We start from the raw sequence: 17,503 nt of genomic DNA, 5'->3' as shown, positions 1-17,503 counted from the left end.
CTAACAGCGGGGGTTACTTGATCTTGGTGCCGGTGGAGCGCAGGTGCTCGCAGGCCTCGACGACGCGGGCGGCGAGCCCGGCCTCGGCGAGCTTGCCCCAGGTGCGCGGGTCGTACTGCTTCTTGTTGCCGACCTCGCCGTCGATCTTCAGCACGCCGTCGTAGTTGCGGAACATGTGGTCGGCGACGGGCCGGGTGAAGGCGTACTGGGTGTCGGTGTCGATGTTCATCTTCACCACGCCGTAGTCCAGCGCCTCGCGGATCTCGGACAGCAGCGAGCCGGAGCCGCCGTGGAAGACCAGGCTGAGCGGCTTCTCCTTGCCGTACTTGGCGGCGACGGCCTCCTGGATGTTGTTCAGGATCTCCGGCCGGAGCTTCACGTTGCCCGGCTTGTAGACGCCGTGCACGTTGCCGAAGGTCAGCGCCGCCATGTAGCGGCCCTTCTCGCCCAGGCCGAGCGCCTCGACCATGGCCAGGCCATCCTCGACGGTGGTGTAGAGCTTGTCGTTGATGGCGTTCTCGACGCCGTCCTCCTCGCCGCCGACGACGCCGACCTCGATCTCCAGGACGATCTTGGCCTCGGCGGCCCGGTCGAGCAGCTCGGCGGCGATCTCCAGGTTCTCCGCCACGGGCACGGCCGAGCCGTCCCACATGTGCGACTGGAACAGCGGCTCCTGGCCGGCGGCGACCCGCTCCTTGGAGATCTGCATCAGGGGCCGGACGAACTTGTCCAGCTTGTCCTTCGGGCAGTGGTCGGTGTGCAGCGCGACGTTGACCGGGTACTTCTTGGCGACCTCGTGCGCATACGCGGCGAACGCCACCGCGCCGGTGACCATGTCCTTCACGGACGGACCCGACAGGTACTCCGCGCCGCCGGTGGAGACCTGGATGATGCCGTCGCTCTCCGCGTCGGCGAAGCCCTTGAGCGCCGCGTTCAGCGTCTGCGAGGACGTCACGTTGATCGCGGGGTACGCGTACCGGCCCGCCTTGGCGCGGTCCAGCATCTCCGCGTAGACCTCGGGGGAAGCGATGGGCATGTCGAACGCTCCTTACTTACCGCTGTCGGCCGTCACCGGCCGCTGTCTTCCGTGGGTGCGCCGGACCGCGCTGTCCTCCGCCGGAAGTATCCCGCAGGAGGTGGCCACGGACGAAACCGGCCCATGGCCGGCCGCCGCGCGGGCCGCCCGCAAGGCCCGGCGGCACCCGGTCGGAGCCTCACCGGTCCGCCAGGCTGTCCGGCACGGCGACGCTGATCAGCCAGGTCACCACCGCCATGACGATGGCCCCCCAGAAGGCGGGCCAGAAACCCTCCACCCGGAACGGCAGGTCCAGGTGCCGGGCGATCCAGTCGGTCAGCAGGAACAGCAGCGCGTTGACCACCAGCGCGAACAGCCCCAGGGTCAGCAGGTAGAAGACGCAGCCCACCACCTTGATCACCGGCTTGAGCACCGCGTTGACCACGCCGAAGATCAACGCCACCGCCACCAGGGTCAGCGCGGTGTTGCCGCCACTGCGGCCACCCACGTCGACGCCGGGCACGATCAGCGTGGTGATCCACAACGCGATCGCGGTGATCGCCAGCCGGATCAGGAAGCCCACGGCACCATCCTGGCACCGCCGGCCCGATCCGGAGGAGGGAATCCGCCGACTCCACCCCCGCCACCGAGCGGCAGCCCCGGCCAGCCCGTACGGTGTGGGTAGCTTTCCGCCGATTCAGGGAGGGACGATGGGTCAGCCCGACGAGGACTTCACCCCGAGCGACCACCTCGCGCCGGAGGAGCGGGACCCGGAGGCCCCGGCGGCCGACGCCGTGGAGCAGGCCGCCTCCACCGACCCGGCCGACAGCGAGGGCGAGCCGAGCCGGGGCCTGGAGGTCGGCGACTGGGACGCCATGGAGCAGGCCCGGATCGTCGCGGGCGACGAGGACGACTACCGCTGATCGGAGCCGACCCCGGGACGCCGGGGCCGCCGGACGTTGCGGCAGACCTGGTCAGCCGTTCGGCCCGTTCCGGGAAAGATCGACGGAACGGGTTGACCTGCCGCCTTAAGGAATCCTTAAGATCCACGGGCTCCACCTGCACCCTCACGGGGAGGAACCCTCCATGCTCAAGCATCCGACCCGGCGCTGGCTAGCCGGGCTCGGCGTCGCAGGCGCGCTCGTCGCCGCCTCCGCCAGCCCCGCCGTCGCCGCGCCCGCGGCCGACATCGAGCTCTATTTCCAGGACACCACCCTGGCGGCGGACTCGCCGGGCAAGTCGCAGGCCCTGCGGCTGTTCGCCGATCAGCCGGCAGTGCTCCCCGACGTCACGGTGCGGTACGACTACCGCTCGCTCGCCGGAAAGGTCACCCTGGCCGACGACGGGAACGCGCAGTGCACCGCCCCGGAGGCGGGCGTCCTGGTCTGCGCCGAGACCTTCGAGGTGCCCCTCGACGAGGTCTACGGCGAACAGACCGAACCGGTGCTCATCGCGCCCACCGACAAGGCGAAGCTCGGCGACTCCGGCGAGCTGAAGATCAGCCTCCAGGTGGCCGGCAAGCAGCGCGGCAGCTACACGTCCCGGATCCGCATCGGCGAGGGCGTCGACCTGGCGGGCGGCCCGGACAGCAAGCTGAGCGCCGCGCCGGGCGGCTCGTTCGAGGCCCCGCTGACCGTGGTCAACGTCGGCGAGAAGGCCGTCGAGGGCGTGGTGGCGTTCTTCGACCTGGACTACTCGATCCGCACCAAGGAGCGGTTCAGCAACTGCCTCTACGTCGAGGACCACCTGCTCGCCTGCCAGTTCGACGAGGAGATCCCGGCCGGCGAGGGGCGCACCACGACGCTGAACTACCAGCTCGGCAAGGACACCTACGCGCCGGGCCGCCAGTACGGCAACGCCGAGTTCATGACGTACGCGGACTTCGAGGACCTGTTCGGGCTGCGCGAGGACGCGGGCGCCCGCGCCGCCGCGCGTGGCACCGGGTCCGCGAAGCTGACCCTGCGCGACGCCCCGCAGAAGCTGCGGGCGGCGGCCGCCCAGACCGACACCGACCGGGGCAACAACTACACCTCGTGGAACATCACGGTCACTGGTAAGAACGGCACCGACCTGGAGGCGATCGGCGACACGGTCGAGGGCGCGGCCGGCGCGGTGGTCACCGCGACCGTCGGCTTCCGCAACAACGGCCCGGCGACGCTCAACTACATCCGCGGCGACATGTCCGTGACCTACCTGGACGTCGACGTGCCGGCCGGCACCACCGCCGTCGAGGTTCCCGCCGAGTGCGCCCCGCGCAGCGGCAACGGCACCGACTGGGGCGACTTCGGCAAGCCGGGGGCCCGCGCGTACCGCTGTCTCGCCGACACGATCTCCGTGGCCGGCGAGACGTCGACCGGCGACTTCCGGCTGCGCATCGACAAGGTCGTGCCGAACGCCCAGGGCACGATCCTGGTCAACGCGAAGTGCGAGTGCGAGGGCGGCTTCCGGGACGACCTCAAGCCGGCCAACGACCGCGCCCTGATCGTGGTCAACGCCGACAGCAGCGGCGGCGGGGGCGGCACGCTGCCGATCACCGGCACCTCCACCGGGCTGATCGTCGGCATCGGCGGCCTGCTCCTGGTGGCCGGAGTCGGCGGCTACCTGCTGGCCAAGCGCCGCCGCACCCACTTCGTCGCCTGACCGAGAAGCATCCCCAAGCACGGCACCACGAAGGGTTTCCGGGGAGCCCCACCCGCAACCAGCCACACAACGAAAAGCGGACGACGCAAGATCGAGGCCCCTGACACCATGGGGCCGTGCTGCTCACCCTCACCACGACGCACCGCCCCGCCACCGACCTCGGCTACCTGCTCGTCAAGCATCCGGACCGGATGCACTCCTTCGAGCTGCCCGTCGGCGCGGCGCACGTGCTCTACCCGGAGGCCGACGAGCAGCGCTGCACCGCCGCCCTGCTCGTCGACGTCGACCCGCTGCGACTGGCCGGCGGGCACGGCAGGGGCCGGGGCCACCGGCAGGCGGCCACCCCGGACACCTTCACCCTCGGCCAGTACGTCAACGACCGGCCGTACGCCGCGTCGAGCCTGCTGGCCTCGGCGCTGGCCAAGGTGTTCCGCTCGGCCCTGCGCGGCGAGTCCCGGGACCGCCCGGAGCTGGCCGCCGCGCCGATCCCGCTGGAGATCCGGGTCCCCGTGCTGCGCTGCCGGGGCGGCGGCGACCTGGCGGCCCGGGTGTTCGCCCCGCTGGGCTGGGCCGTGACGGCCACCCCGATCCCGCTCGACGAGGCGCACCCGCAGTGGGGCGACAGCCGGTACGTCGACCTGACGCTCACCGGCACGCTGCGGCTCGCCGACGCCCTCAACCACCTGTACGTGCTGCTGCCCGTCCTCGACGACGCGAAGCACTACTGGGTCGCCCCGGACGAGATCGACAAGCTGCTCCGGGCCGGTGCGGGCTGGCTCGCCGACCACCCGGAGCGGGCCACCATCACCCGCCGCTACCTGGCCCACCGCCGCGCCCTCGCGGGGGAGGCGATGGCCCGTCTCGCCGAGCAGCGGCTGGCCGAGGAGCCGCCCACCGACAGCGTGGCCGAGGAGGAGCGCGCGGAGGTCCCGCGCCGGCCGGCGCTGGCGCTGCGCCGCCGGGAGGCGGTGCTCGCCGCGCTCGTGGCGAGCGGGGCGACCCGGGTGCTGGACCTCGGCTGCGGTCCCGGCGCGCTGCTGTCCGCCCTGGTGGGCGACCGACGGTTCACGGAGGTCGTCGGCACGGACGTGTCCGCGCACGCGCTGACGCTGGCGGCCCGCCGGCTGCGGCTGGACCGGCTGCCGGAGCGGCAGCGGGACCGGATCCGGCTGTGGCAGTCCGCCCTGACCTACCGGGACGACCGGCTGCGCGGGTACGACGCGGCGGTCCTGATGGAGGTGGTCGAGCACGTCGACCCGCCGCGCCTGCCGGCGCTGGAGGACGCCGTGTTCGGCCACGCCCGGCCGGCGACGGTCGTGGTGACCACGCCGAACGTGGAGCACAACGTCCGCTACGAGGGGCTGGGCGCGGGCCGGTTCCGGCACGCCGACCACCGCTTCGAGTGGACCCGGGCCGAGTTCGCGGCCTGGGTGGACCGGGTCGCGGCGACGTACGGCTACGCGGCGCAGATCCGGGGCGTCGGCGACGACGACCCGGAGGTGGGCCCGCCCACCCAGCTCGCCGTGTTCCGCACCACCGGGACGACGACGACCGCCGAGCCGGGGACGACCGCCGAACCGACGACCACCGAGACGACGACGAAGGAGGCAGCCCGATGATCGAGATTCCCGAGCTGGCCCTGGTGGCGCTGGTCGGCGTCTCCGGCTCCGGCAAGTCCACCTTCGCCCGGCGGCACTTCGCGCCGAGCCAGGTGCTCTCCTCCGACGCCTTCCGAGGGATGGTCGCCGACGACGAGAACGACCAGTCGGCCTCCGCCGACGCGTTCGACGCCCTGCACCACGTGGCGGGGATCCGGCTGCGGCGGGGGCTGCTCACCGTCGTGGACGCCACCAACCTCCAGCCGCACGCCCGGGCCGGGCTGGTCCGGGTGGCCCGCGAGCACGACGTGCTGCCGGTGGCGATCGTGCTGGACGTGCCGGAGGCGGTGGCGTGGGAGCGCACGCAGGGGCGGGCCGACCGCACCCACGGCCGGCAGGTGCTGACCCGGATGCAGCGGGACCTGCGGCAGTCGTACGGGCGGCTGGCCCGGGAGGGCTTCCGGAAGGTGCACGTGCTGCGCGGCGTCGACGAGATCGACGCGGCGCAGATCCGCTACGAGAAGCTGTTCAACGACCGGCGGGAGCTGACCGGCCCGTTCGACATCGTCGGCGACGTCCACGGCTGCCGCGAGGAGCTGGAGGCGCTGCTGCTCCGGCTGGGCTACGTGCTGCGCCGCGACGACGCGGGCCGCCCGGTGGACGCGGTGCACCCGGCTGGTCGTACCCCTGTCTTCGTCGGTGACCTGGTGGACCGCGGCCCGGACTCCCCCGGGGTGCTCCGCCTGGTGATGGGCATGGTGGCGGCCGGCCACGCGATCTGCGTGCCGGGCAACCACGAGCAGAAGCTGCTGCGCAGGCTGCGCGGCCGGGACGTGCGGCTCACCCACGGCCTGGCCGAGACGATGGCCCAGCTCGACGCGGAGGACCCGGCGTTCGTGGCCGAGGTCGCGACGTTCGTGGACGGCCTGGTCAGCCACTTCGTGCTCGACGGCGGCCGGCTGGTCGTCGCGCACGCCGGGCTCAAGGAGGAATACCACGGCCGCGCGTCGGGCCGGGTCCGGTCGTTCGCGCTGTACGGGGAGACCACGGGCGAGACCGACGAGTACGGCCTGCCGGTGCGCTACCCGTGGGCACGCGACTACCGGGGCTCGGCCATGGTCGTGTACGGGCACACGCCCACCCCGGAGCCGGAGTGGGTGAACAACACGATCTGCGTCGACACCGGCTGCGTGTTCGGCGGGAAGCTGACGGCGCTGCGGTACCCGGAGAAGGAGTTGGTCTCCGTCCCGGCGGTCAAGGAGTGGTACGCCCCGGCCCGCCCGCTGGTCGCGCCCGCCCCGGCCCGCCCGGACGCGGTGCTGGACCTGCGCGACGTGACCGGGCGGCGGCACGTCGAGCACGCGTACGGGACGCTGACCGTGCCGGCGGAGAACGCCGCCGCCGCGCTGGAGGTGATGAGCCGGTTCGCCGTGGACCCGCGCTGGCTGACCTGGCTGCCGCCGACGATGGCGCCCTGCTCCACGGCCACGGCCGACGGGTTCCTGGAGCACCCGGCGCAGGCGTTCGCCGACTACCGGGCGGCCGGCGTCGACCGGGTGGTGTGCGAGGAGAAGCACATGGGCTCGCGGGCGGTGGTGCTGGTCTGCCGCGACCCCGACGGCGGCCCGTTCGGGCCGGGCGGCGGGGTGGTGCACACCCGCACGGGCCGACCGTTCTTCGGCCCGCCGCTGGACGGCGAGCTGCTGGGCCGGGTCCGGGCGGCGGTCGGCGTGGCGGGGCTCTGGGCGGAGCTGGACACCGACTGGCTGCTGCTCGACTGCGAGCTGCTGCCCTGGTCGGCGAAGGCGGGCGGGCTGATCCGCGAGCAGTACGCGAGCGTGGGCGCGGCGGGCCGCGCGGCCCTGCCGGCGGTGCTGGCCACCCTGGACGCGGCGGCCGGGCGGGGGCTGCCGGTGGGCGACCTGCGGGCGCGGATGGCGGCCCGCCGGGCGGACGTCGAGGCGTACTCGGCGGCGTACCGGGCGTACGTGGCGCCGACGGACGGGCTGGCCGGGGTGACCCTCGCCCCGTTCGCGGTGCTCGCCTCCGCCGGGGCGAGCCACGTCGAGCGGGACCACGGCTGGCACCTGGACCTGGCCGACCGGCTGTGCGCCGCCGACCCGGGGTTCTTCACGGTCACCCGGCGGCGGGTCGTCGACCTGGCCGACGCCTCGGCCGAGGCGGACGCGACCGGCTGGTGGCTGGCGCTGACCGCCGCCGGCGGGGAGGGCATGGTCGTCAAGCCGTACGCGGGGCTGGCCTCCCGGTCGCCGAAGGGGTCGCTGCTCCAGCCGGGCATCAAGTGCCGGGGCCGGGAGTACCTGCGGATCATCTACGGTCCCGGGTACACCGAGCCGGAGCAGTTGGCCGCGCTGCGCCGCCGGTCGCTGGGGCGCAAGCGGGGGCTGGCCCTGCGCGAGCACGCGCTCGGGCTGGCGGCCCTGGCCGCGCTGGCGGACGGCGCTCCGCTGTGGCGTCGCCACGAGCTGGTCTTCGCCGTCCTGGCCTGCGAGTCGGAGCCGGTCGACCCGCGCCTGTGAGGCGGGACCGGGCTGGTCACCCCCGCCGGTGCGGGCGGCGGCCGGCCCGGTCCGGGGCGGCGCGGAGCGCGACCGGTTCCGGGTTCGGTACCCTGTGTGGCCGTGGACACAGCAGAGAAGGCACGGGCGGTCTCCGAGACCGTCGCCCTGAACCCGCTCGATCCGAAGGATCTACTCCAGACCTTCGGGCTGATCGGCGTCTGGGTGATCCTGTTCGCCGAGACCGGGCTGCTCGTCGGCTTCTTCTTCCCGGGCGACTCGCTGCTGTTCCTGGCCGGCGTCGCCGCCTCGCCGGTGGCGGACGCGATCTTCGGCGACGGCACCCGGCTCTCCCTGGTCGGGCTGCTGATCGGCGGCCCGATCTGCGCGATCGTCGGTGCGCAGCTCGGGCACTGGCTCGGCGCGCGGTACGGCCGGCGCATGTTCGAGCGCCCCAACTCGCGGCTGTTCAAGCGGGAGTACGTGGAGAAGGCCGAGCACTACTTCCGGAAGTTCGGCCCGGCCAAGGCCGTGGTGCTGGCCCGGTTCATCCCGATCGTCCGCACGTTCCTCAATCCGGTGGCCGGCGTGCTCGGCATGCCGGCGAAGCAGTTCTTCCTGTGGAACGTCGTCGGGGCGATCCTGTGGGTGGACGGCATCCTGCTGATCGGCTACCTGCTCGCCGAGCAGATCTACAACGCGATCGGCGACAAGATCGACCGGTACATCCTGCCGGTGGTCGCGCTGATCATCCTGATCTCGGTGCTGCCGATCTTCTTCGAGTTCCTCCGCGACCGGCGGGCCCGCAAGCGGGGCGAGGTCATGACGGTGATCGCCGCCGCCAGCGCGGCCGGTGCGGTGGAGGCCGTCCGGGACACGGTCGAGCACCACCACGACCACCACGGTCAGGCCCCGCACGGGCAGCAGCAGTTCCCGCAGCAGCCGCCGCAGGACGGCGGTCGGTGGCCGGAGCGCGGCGAGGGCCACTGACGGAGAAGGCGTACGTCGATGGCCGGTCCCGTTTCGACGGGACCGGCCATCGTTCAAGCCGCAATGAAGTAACGAGGCGACTGCCGGTTACCCGGGCAGGCGTCACCGTCCGGTGGTGGCGCCACCCCTTGCACGCCACCCGATGCCGTCCTGAGGCGGGACGGCCGGAACGGAGAACCTCGTCAGCGGGCCTTCTTGGTGGCCCGCTTACGCGGCGGGGTCAGCAGATCCGCGATCGTGGCGATCGCGGTCGGCACCAACCGGTAGTACGCCCAGACCCCGCGCTTCTCCCGCTCCAGCAAGCCGGCCTCGGTGAGGATACGCAGGTGGTGGCTGACCGTCGGCTGGGAGAGGCCGAGCGGCGCGGTCAGGTCGCACACGCACGCTTCGCCCTCGGGGGCCGACTGGATCAGGCTGAGCAGCCGCAGCCGGGCGGGGTCGGCAAGGGCCTTGAGGACCCCCGCCAGCCGCTCGGCGTCGGCGCGTTCGATCGGCTCGCCGGCAAGCGGCGAGATCTGAGGCATGGTCATTTCAGCCAACGCAGTTCCCACGTATTCCATCCTTCCACCAGCAGCATCGATCCGCCTGCATATCAGCAAGTCCGAATCGGCAAACTTTTAGGCCACAAGGCCGAGGTCAGCCAACGTATAGGCCGCCCGATACGGCAGTCCGGCGGCTTCCACCGCGTCGCCGGCGCCACGATCAACAATAACCGCCACACCCACTACTTCGGCTCCGGCCTCGCGCAGCGCCTCTACTGCGGTCAGCACGCTGCCACCGGTCGTCGACGTGTCCTCGACCGCCAGTACCCGTCGTCCGGCCACGTCCGGCCCCTCGATGCGGCGTTGCAGACCATGAGCCTTACCCGCCTTACGGACGACGAAAGCGTCGAGCGACCGGTCGGTCGCCGACGCGGCGTGCAACATGGAGAGCGCCACCGGATCGGCGCCCAGGGTCAGGCCACCGACGGCGTCGTACTCCCAGTCGGCGGTCAGGTCGAGCAGCACCCGACCGACCAACGGAGCGGCCTGGTGATGGAGCGTGACACGTCGCAGATCGACGTACCAGTCCGCCTCCCGACCGGAGGAGAGCACCACCCGCCCGTGGACCACAGCCAGGTCGATGATGAATTTACGCAGGTCGTCGTGGTCCCCCATGGCGATAGAGGGTACTGCGCAAGTCTGGGAGGTGTGTGTGGGGTCCACCCCGGTCAGCCCCACGGGCGACCGATGGTTGGCGATATTCGGCTACTCTGTGCGATCGATTCGCCGGGCCGGGTCGGCCGAACCGCCGAACGGGACGGTCCGCCGCCGCTGCGCCGCAGGTCAGCCGGGGCGACGGTCGTCGCGGCCCCGGGTGTCCCGGGCGAACCGGCGCAGCAGCCCCCGGGGGGCGTGCCGCACCGCCGCGACGGCCAGCTTGTAACGCCGTGACGGGACGCTGACCGTGCGACCTTTCCGCAGGTCACGCAGGGCTTCGTCGACGACCTGCTCGGCTGTCAGCCACATCAGGCGGGGCGTGCCGGACATGTCGATCCCGATCCGCTCGTGCGCGCCGGTGCGGGTGTAACCAGGGCAGAGGGCCATCACGCGTACTCCACGCGGGCGGGTCGCGAGGTCGACGGACTCGCTGAAGGCCGTCACCCACGCCTTGCTCGCCGGATACGTCGATCCCGGCATCACGGGACCGAAGCCGGCGACCGAAGAGACATTTATCACTGCCCCGTCGCCCCGCCGGATCATCGGGCCGACCGCCGCGCGGGTCAACCGCAGCACCGCGTGCACGTTCAGCCCCAGCAGGCGGGACTCATCGGCCATCGAGGACCGCAGGAACGGCTGGTTGAGGCTGATCCCGGCGTTGTTGACGAGCAGGTCCACCTGCTCGTCGCCGGCCAGCCGCCGTTCCACGTCGGCGCAGCCGTCGGCGGTGGACAGGTCCGCCGGGATCACCTCGACGGGGTGGCCGTACCGGCCCGTCAGCTCGGCGGCCTTCTCCGCCAGCCGGGCAGCGTCGCGTGCCACCAGCACCAGGGCCCAGCCGTCGGCGGCGAGGCGGCGGGCGAACTCCGCGCCGATGCCCGCCGTCGCGCCGGTGACCAGCGCACGGCGCATGGCGGGGACCTGCTCTGGCGTCACGGACGATCCTCAGCGGGGCGGGTGGTGCGGGGTGGCGGTCGGTGCCGGCGCGGGGTGCCGCCGGCGGAACCAGGCGCTGGCGCTCGGCGAGACCAGCAACGCGGCTACCACAAGGTAACCGAGCGCCTGGCCGATCGAAAGCGCGGCGTTGGCCGCGAGCCAGAACTCCGGGTACGCGTCGCCGACGAGGCCCAGCAGCTCGGCGGCGGACCGGTCGTCGGCGGACAGCCGCAGCGGCACGGCCCGCTGGCCGACCAGCGCGGCCACCGCGCAGCAGCCGAACAGCGCGCCCAGCCCGCAGACCACCCAGGTCGCCACCCGGGCCCCGGGCCGGCCGGCGAGCAGCCCGGCCGCCAGGCCGACCAGCACGACGCCCACCAGCACCGTCACCACCGCCGAGGCGATCGTCGCGCCGCGCAGCAGGAGGACCGCGTCGTCGACCTCCGCCGCACCGGCCGAGGTGCCGGCCGCCGCCGACCGGAACCGCCCGACGGTGCCGCCGAGGACGAGCAGCGCGGCGACCGCCGAGGCCACGGCACCGGCGGCCATCAGCAGCAGCACCGCCGCCGCCAGCCCGACGGCCGCGGGGCGACGGGCCGGCACCTGATCGGGGTACGACACGACAAGTCCCTCCGGTAGGCGTCCGGTTGGAACCTACTCGGAGGGACCGTCGGTGTCGCCGTTATCCGGCGCGCCCCGCCCGGCTGGTCGCGGGCGGGGCGGCATCGATGCTCAGTCCGACGACGAGGAGGACGACGAGCCCGAGTCCGACGAACCGCCGGACGAGGAGCCGGAGTCCGACGAACCGCCGGACGACCAGCCCGAGTCCGACGAGCCGCTGGAGGGCGACGGCCCGGGGTCGCTGCCCTGCCCGGGCCCGGACGGGTCCGGCCGATCGGACGGGGACGGCCCCGGCTGGTCCGGGTAGGGCGACTGGTCCGGGGTGGACGAGCTGTGGGTCCCGTGCGGGTACGTCGGGTGGCCGGGCTGGTAGCCGGGGGCGGCCGGGTAACCCGGGGTCTGCGGGTAGCCGGGCTGCTGCGGGTACGCCGGGTAGGCGGCACCCGGGACCGGCGGCTCCCAGCCCTGCTTCGGCTTGCGGAAGAACTCGTTCGCCTTCGGCAGGGCCAGCAGGATCAGCGCGGCCAGCACGGCGAGCAGGCCCGCGACCCCGAGCAGCAGGCTGACCGGGGTGTACCAGGAGGGCAGCGCCGCGGTCAGGCTGCGCTCGATCTCCTCGGCGCTCGGCGCGTCCCCGCCGGCCGACGGCCCGCCCATCGAGCCGGCCGCGCCGTTGATCATGCTGCCGCCGACGCAGCAGAGCAGGATGCCGCCGAGCACCCAGGTGGTGATGCGGCTGCCGTTGCTGCCCCGGTTGTTGAAGATCGCCAGTACGACGAGGACCAGGGCGAGGACCAGCATCAGCACGGCGCTGCCGATGGCGAAGCCGACGACGAAGGTGCCCAGCCCCTCGGCCCCGCTCGCGGTGCCCGCGAACGCGTCCTCGAAGCCCTGCCGGAGCTTGCCGGCCACGGCGATCGTCGTGACGAGGTTGAGCAGCTGGAGCAGAGCGAAGAACATGAGCAGGTAACTGGAGATCGTCACGATGCCCGGACGGGCCCGCGACGGCGTGCTGTGGGTATCGACCATGACTTCTCCCTTCTAGATCACGACGTCACGGTATCGTCCGGAGTCCCGTGCCGCCCGTCGGCGAGCCGCCCCGGGCCGTCCCGGGGCAAGACGGGCCACCCGACTCGGCGCGGCGGGCGTCAGCCGGCCCGGGACAGCCGGCGGTGCTCGGCCGTCACCACGGCGAGCAGGAACAGGTCGAAGGCCAGCGCGGCGACCGCCCCGAACTGGTTGACGGTGAAGTTGAAGATCTGCCCGAACAGCAGGTCGACCAGGATCGCCAGCTTGAACAGCCGGAACGCGCCGATCCGGTCCCGCCGCAGCCGGACGGCCGCCGCGATGCTGAGCACCGCCGTGGCCAGCGCGGACGCCGAGACGCCGAGCACCGCGCCCCACTCCCGCTCCTCGTCCAGCGCCCCGGTGACGCCGTCGACCGCCACCCCGACCACGGTCAGCGCCGGCTCCACCACCAGGTAGAGCACCACGAAGCGGACCACCCACCGCTGGTCGGTCAGCCCGACAGCGACCCGGCGGACGCGGGCCAGCCACGGCTGCCAGAACCGGGGCGGCGGCGGTTCCCGGCGGGGCACCGCGTCGAGCAGCGCGGCCACGGCGGCCTCGGTCTCCGCGCCGGAGCCCCGGGCCAGCCGCAGCACCTGCGCCCGACGCCGGTCGGTGAGCCCGTCGATCAGGCCGCCGGCGACGGCGTCCAGGGCGTTCGCGGTCCGCTCCTCGGGGATCAGCCGGGTCCGCTCCCGGACCGCCTGCGTGATGACCACCAGCACCGCGAAGACGGCGTAGATGATGCCGGCGGCGGGGGCGTAGAAGTAGTCGGTGCGGGCCGTGACGAACTTGCCCACCTCGTCGATGAACAGGCCGAACCCGATCCCGCCGAGGATCGCGCCGGTCATCCTGGCCGCGCCGCCGAGGAAGACCAGTGCCACGCCGAGGCCGGCGGCCAGCAGCAGGCCGCCCCAGAGCACGTGCGCGATGTGCAGGCCGCCGCCGCCGAGCTGGGGATAGCCGGTGGCCCGCAGCAGCACCCGGGTCAGCAGCACGGCGGCCACCCCGGACAGCACGAACGCCTGGAGGTACGCCGCCGCGGCCAGCGCCCGGGGCGGCATCCAGTGACGACGCGACGGTCCGCGCACCATGGTCCCGACGCTAGTAGCCGCGCCACTCGACGCGGGCGTACTCCAGCACCCTGGGCCGCAGCAGCGTGGAGGCGGGCACGTCGAGCCGGCCCCGGTCAGCGGGGAAGTTCGCGGCCGACGCCAGCGTGCCGGCGGTGAGGAAGCGCAGCCGGGGGGCGTCGGCGGGAAGCGCCAGCGCGGGCGGGGCGGCACCCGGGGCGGCGAGCACGAACCCCCAGTCGCCGAAGCTGGGCACGTCGACGTGGTACGGCACGGTGGCGAAGCCGGCCTCGCGCACCGACGCCTCGATCGACCAGTACGACCGGGGCGCGAAGTACGGCGAGCCGGACTGCACGACGAGCCGCCCGCCGTCGGCGAGCACCGCCCGGACCAGCGCGTAGAACTCGACGGTGTAGAGCTTGGCGGTGGCCGTCTCGTCGGGGTCGGGCAGGTCGGCGACGACCACGTCGAACCGTTCGGTGGCCTCCCGCAGCCAGCCGAACGCGTCGACGTTGACCACCCGCACCCGGGGGTCGGCGAACGCGTCGCCGTTCAGCTCGCGCAGCTGCGGCTCGCTGCGGGCCAGCGCCACCACGGCAGGGTCGAGGTCGACGACGGTCACCCGCCGCACGTCGGGGTAGCGCAGGATCTCCCGCACCGCGAGCCCGTCGCCGGCACCGAGCACCAACACCTCGCCGCGCGGGCCGTTCAGCGCGGGGTGCACGAGCGCCTCGTGGTAGCGGTACTCGTCGATCGAGCTGAACTGGAGGTCACCGTTGAGGAACAGCCGCAGGTCGGTGTCGGCGTGGCCGACCTCCCGCACCGAGCGGGTCAGCACGATCTCCTGGTAGCGGCTGCGCTCGGCGTGCACCACCGGGTCGCGGTAGAGCTGTTGGCGGGCGGTCACCTCGAAGTCGGCGGCGGTGACCCAGGCGTACCCCAGGCAGAGCGCGACCACGACGGAGCCGGTGCCGACGGCGACGCGCGCCCGGCGGCTCAGCTCCGCCCGGAACACGGTGCAGACCAGCGCCACGCCGGCCACCGCGTTCACCGCGCCGACCACCAGCGCGCCCTTGAGCTGCCCGAAGACCGGGATCAGCAGGAACGGGAAGGCCAGCCCGCCGAGCAGCGCGCCGACGTAGTCGGCGGCGAACAGGTCGGCCACTGCGCTGCCGGCGGACTGCTCGCGGATGCGTTGCAGCATGACCATCAGCAGCGGGATCTCCGCGCCGATGAGCAGCCCGAGCACGAACGCGGTGCCGACCAGCGCCGGGCCGTACAGGTCGAGCCAGGCGAACGCGGCGTAGAGGCCGAGCACCGACAGCCCGCCGAGCAGGGCGAGGACCAGCTCGACCACGGCGAACGCGGCGGCGGCCCGGGACTGCAACGGCTTCGCGGCGAGCGCGCCGACGCCCATCGCGAAGACCATCACGCCGAGCACGATCGACGCCTGACCGACGGCGTCGCCGATCAGGTAGCTGCCGAGCGCGACCAGGGCCAGCTCGTAGACCAGGCCGCAGGCGGCGCAGACGAAGACCGCGACCAGCACCGCCGAGCGGGCCAGCCGCCAGCGCGGCCGGGCGGCGGGGGCCTCGTCGTCGACCGCCGCCGGCGCCTCGGTGGTCACGCCTTCCCCGGGGTACGCCCGGCGGTCGCGCGCTGCCGGCTGCGCTGCACGAACCCGACGGTGAACAGCAGCGCGGTGACCAGCAGCAGCCCGCCGGTGGCGAGCAGCCAGCCCCAGCGGTCCCGCCAGAAGTCGCTGCCGGCGTCGGGCAGCGGGGCGGCGGTCGCGCCGGGCTGCGCGCTGGGTGCGGCGGCGGGCGGCACCACGCCGGTCTCGGCGAGCAGCAGCGGCAGCGCCACGGCGGCCCGGCAGACCGCCCAGCCGGGGTCGTCGACGAACACGTCCTCCACGAGGCCGAAGCGGGCGAGGCCGGTCTCGACGGCGTACAGGTCGGCGCGGTCGATGTCGGGCGAGCCGGTCACGTTGATAGCCGCCGAGTCGCTGCTCTCGCTGCTCTCCGACGTGTAGCGGACGTCGGCGGTCACCTCGACCCAGCGCGGGCAGGCCGGGTCGTCGACCACGGGGACGCCGTCGCCGAGGTTGGAGCCGACGCTGACCGGGGTGGAGCCGTACCAGCTCTCCAGCCGCCAGCCGTAGCAGATGCCCTGGCTGGCGGCGGCCTGGGCGAGGATCGGCACGGTGTCGGCCCGCTCGTCGGCCGCCGGAGCGGGCACGGTGGTGCCGCCGGAGTCGCCGTTGACCACGCCGATGCCGATGCAACCGCCGACGAGGACGACGGTCACCAGCGCGATGACCCAGCCGCTGGCGGTCGACGACTTCTTCGCCGCCGGCTGGCCGGGCCGCCCGCCGCCCGGGTGCTTGCCGGCGGCCATCAGCTGATCGCGGCGGCGATGATCGCGCCGGTGGCGAGGTGCACGACGGCGGACACCCACACGGCGGGGTGCGGCTCCGGGTCGACCAGCAGCTCACCGAGCCGCCCCGGGGTCACGGCGTCGAGCAGCAGGAACGCGGCGGCCATGATGACCAGGCCGACGATCCCGTACGCCGCCGCGCCGACGAGGCCGAGCACGAAGTCGTCCTCGCTGGCGACGATCGCGGCGACCACGATGGTGCCGACGCCGAGCAGGTTGGACGACAGCAGCAGGGCGGCGTTGCGGTTGCGCTCGGTCCAGATCAGCTCGTGCAGCTTGCCGGGGGTGGCCACGTCGACCAGCCCGTAGCCGATGCCCATCAGGACGACGCCGACCACGCCGTAGGCGAGGGTGACCAGCAGATCGGTGACGAGGTTCTGCAAGGGGGACACTCCAGGGTGAGGGGCGTTCGTCGGGCTACTTGCCGGCGCCGGGGCCGCCGCCCCGGACGGTGCTGCCGCGTCCCCAGCCCCAATGCGACCCGACGGTCGAGTGGTAACGGGGGTAGGCGGTGGTGAGGCGTTCGAGCAGGATCACCGAGCCGGCGGCGATCGGCAGGATCACCACCGAGTCGTCGTCGTAGCGCAGGTAGACGCCGCTGCCGTCGACGTACTGGTCGGCCGGCTGCCAGGCGTCGGTGACCTCCTTGGCGACCTGGCTGGGCGTCTTCGTCGAGGTGTACGCCACGGCCTGCCCGCCGATGTCGCGGCTGGCCGCCCGGTTGTACCGGTCCTGCACGTACCCGCGCGGGGAGAAGTTGCCGTAGAAGATCGCGAAGGCAGCGAGCAGCGCGCCGACCACGGCGACCGCCGCTCCCACCACGAACCAGCGTCGGTACGTCACAGCGCCACCTCCGTTCGCGACTGCGGGGCTCGCAGACCCGGCTCACTCCTCGCGCTCACAAGGGCCACCACCGTCTCGGTCAGGACCAGCTCGTTGGTCTGGGGGTACGCGTGCCAGGTGCGCCAGCCGACCGCACCGTCCGGCGGGTCGGTGCGCACGGCGAGGGCGGTCACCGCGTCGGCGTCGCCGGGGAACACCCCGACCAGCGCGTACGGGTCGCCGGCCAGCTCGGCGCGGAGCGCGGCGACCCGGGTGCTCAGCTCGGCACCGGCCGGGCGCAGCACGGTGGCGGTGAACCGGTAGCCGTTCGCTTCGTCCAGCCGGGTGGCGGGCAGTTCGGGCGGGCGGCCGGGCAGGCAGGCGACGGTCTCGGTCAGCTCGGTGCCGGCCGCGCGCAGCACCACCTGGTGGGACGCGCCGAGCAGCCGCAGCCGCAGCCGGATCCCGCCGGGCAGGTCGAGGTCGAGCACGTGCAGCGCGGGGCGTTCGCCGTCGCCGAGGGCGAGGCTGAGGTCGGCGGCGCTGGTGTCGACGTACGGGGCGTCGAGGGTGACCAGCACGG

The 17,503-nt window shown here is 73.4% G+C and carries 18 protein-coding genes; 5 read left to right on the top strand and 13 right to left on the bottom strand.

Annotation, left to right across the window (positions count from 1 at the left end):
• Positions 1-13: 13 nt before the first annotated feature.
• Both fbaA and TK50_RS02310 read right to left on the bottom strand, forming a co-directional pair.
• Complete coding sequence (gene fbaA / locus TK50_RS02315) at positions 14-1,036, bottom strand: class II fructose-bisphosphate aldolase (RefSeq protein ID WP_043961160.1); 1,023 nt, start codon at positions 1,034-1,036, stop codon at positions 14-16.
• A 178-nt stretch (positions 1,037-1,214) separates the two neighbouring features.
• The gene (locus tag TK50_RS02310; protein ID WP_043961159.1) at positions 1,215-1,598 is read right to left on the bottom strand and encodes a phage holin family protein; all 384 of its coding nucleotides are present in this window, start codon (positions 1,596-1,598) and stop codon (positions 1,215-1,217) included.
• 127 nt (positions 1,599-1,725) lie between these two features.
• On the opposite strand from TK50_RS02310, the gene TK50_RS02305 reads away from it, so the two are divergent.
• The 5 genes from TK50_RS02305 to TK50_RS02285 all read left to right on the top strand — a co-directional run bounded on the left by TK50_RS02305 (position 1,726) and on the right by TK50_RS02285 (position 8,762).
• Positions 1,726-1,938, top strand: a complete 213-nt coding sequence (locus TK50_RS02305) for a hypothetical protein (protein ID WP_043961158.1) — start codon at positions 1,726-1,728, stop codon at positions 1,936-1,938.
• A 163-nt stretch (positions 1,939-2,101) separates the two neighbouring features.
• Complete coding sequence (locus TK50_RS02300) at positions 2,102-3,655, top strand: LPXTG cell wall anchor domain-containing protein (RefSeq protein WP_043961157.1); 1,554 nt, start codon at positions 2,102-2,104, stop codon at positions 3,653-3,655.
• Between the two features lie 116 nt (positions 3,656-3,771).
• A complete protein-coding gene (locus TK50_RS02295) occupies positions 3,772-5,274 on the top strand; it encodes a 3' terminal RNA ribose 2'-O-methyltransferase Hen1 (RefSeq protein WP_144420133.1) in 1,503 nt (500 codons plus the stop codon).
• The gene (locus TK50_RS02290; RefSeq protein ID WP_043963687.1) at positions 5,271-7,793 is read left to right on the top strand and encodes a polynucleotide kinase-phosphatase; all 2,523 of its coding nucleotides are present in this window, start codon (positions 5,271-5,273) and stop codon (positions 7,791-7,793) included. The genes TK50_RS02295 and TK50_RS02290 overlap by 4 nt, the downstream gene beginning before the upstream one ends.
• 96 nt (positions 7,794-7,889) lie before the next feature.
• Complete coding sequence (locus tag TK50_RS02285) at positions 7,890-8,762, top strand: DedA family protein (RefSeq protein WP_043961156.1); 873 nt, start codon at positions 7,890-7,892, stop codon at positions 8,760-8,762.
• Between the two features lie 182 nt (positions 8,763-8,944).
• On the opposite strand, the gene TK50_RS02280 is transcribed toward TK50_RS02285, so the two are convergent.
• The 11 genes from TK50_RS02280 to TK50_RS02230 all read right to left on the bottom strand — a co-directional run bounded on the left by TK50_RS02280 (position 8,945) and on the right by TK50_RS02230 (position 17,501).
• On the bottom strand, positions 8,945-9,322 hold the full coding sequence (locus TK50_RS02280; protein WP_007073957.1) for an ArsR/SmtB family transcription factor: 378 nt from the start codon (positions 9,320-9,322) through the stop codon (positions 8,945-8,947).
• A gap of 57 nt (positions 9,323-9,379) precedes the next feature.
• Positions 9,380-9,919, bottom strand: a complete 540-nt coding sequence (pyrE, locus tag TK50_RS02275) for an orotate phosphoribosyltransferase (RefSeq protein ID WP_043963685.1) — start codon at positions 9,917-9,919, stop codon at positions 9,380-9,382.
• Positions 9,920-10,087: 168 nt separating this feature from the next.
• Entirely contained in the window at positions 10,088-10,873 is a 786-nt protein-coding gene (locus tag TK50_RS02270) for an SDR family NAD(P)-dependent oxidoreductase (RefSeq protein ID WP_043961155.1), read from the bottom strand.
• Between the two features lie 33 nt (positions 10,874-10,906).
• Positions 10,907-11,518, bottom strand: a complete 612-nt coding sequence (locus TK50_RS02265; protein ID WP_043961154.1) for a hypothetical protein — start codon at positions 11,516-11,518, stop codon at positions 10,907-10,909.
• Positions 11,519-11,629: 111 nt separating this feature from the next.
• Entirely contained in the window at positions 11,630-12,547 is a 918-nt protein-coding gene (locus TK50_RS02260) for a hypothetical protein (RefSeq protein WP_043961152.1), read from the bottom strand.
• A gap of 119 nt (positions 12,548-12,666) precedes the next feature.
• The gene (locus TK50_RS02255; RefSeq protein ID WP_043961150.1) at positions 12,667-13,650 is read right to left on the bottom strand and encodes a hypothetical protein; all 984 of its coding nucleotides are present in this window, start codon (positions 13,648-13,650) and stop codon (positions 12,667-12,669) included.
• Positions 13,651-13,690: 40 nt separating this feature from the next.
• Positions 13,691-15,286 (bottom strand): polyamine aminopropyltransferase, encoded by a 1,596-nt coding sequence (locus TK50_RS02250; RefSeq protein ID WP_043961149.1) that lies wholly within the window; start codon positions 15,284-15,286, stop codon positions 13,691-13,693.
• A complete protein-coding gene (locus TK50_RS02245; protein ID WP_052503573.1) occupies positions 15,283-16,059 on the bottom strand; it encodes a hypothetical protein in 777 nt (258 codons plus the stop codon). The genes TK50_RS02250 and TK50_RS02245 overlap by 4 nt, the downstream gene beginning before the upstream one ends.
• Positions 16,059-16,481 (bottom strand): DUF350 domain-containing protein, encoded by a 423-nt coding sequence (locus tag TK50_RS02240; RefSeq protein WP_043961148.1) that lies wholly within the window; start codon positions 16,479-16,481, stop codon positions 16,059-16,061. Before TK50_RS02240 ends, TK50_RS02245 begins: the two co-directional genes overlap by 1 nt.
• A 34-nt stretch (positions 16,482-16,515) precedes the next feature.
• Positions 16,516-16,941 (bottom strand): DUF4247 domain-containing protein, encoded by a 426-nt coding sequence (locus TK50_RS02235; RefSeq protein WP_043961146.1) that lies wholly within the window; start codon positions 16,939-16,941, stop codon positions 16,516-16,518.
• Positions 16,938-17,501 (bottom strand): DUF2617 family protein, encoded by a 564-nt coding sequence (locus TK50_RS02230; protein ID WP_043961145.1) that lies wholly within the window; start codon positions 17,499-17,501, stop codon positions 16,938-16,940. The genes TK50_RS02235 and TK50_RS02230 overlap by 4 nt, the downstream gene beginning before the upstream one ends.
• Positions 17,502-17,503 lie beyond the last annotated feature (2 nt).

This window comes from Micromonospora haikouensis, from assembly GCF_000876225.1.
Classification (GTDB): domain Bacteria; phylum Actinomycetota; class Actinomycetes; order Mycobacteriales; family Micromonosporaceae; genus Micromonospora; species Micromonospora haikouensis.
Note: the sequence above shows the minus strand (reverse complement) of the source record. Positions and strands in the feature narration are given on the sequence as shown.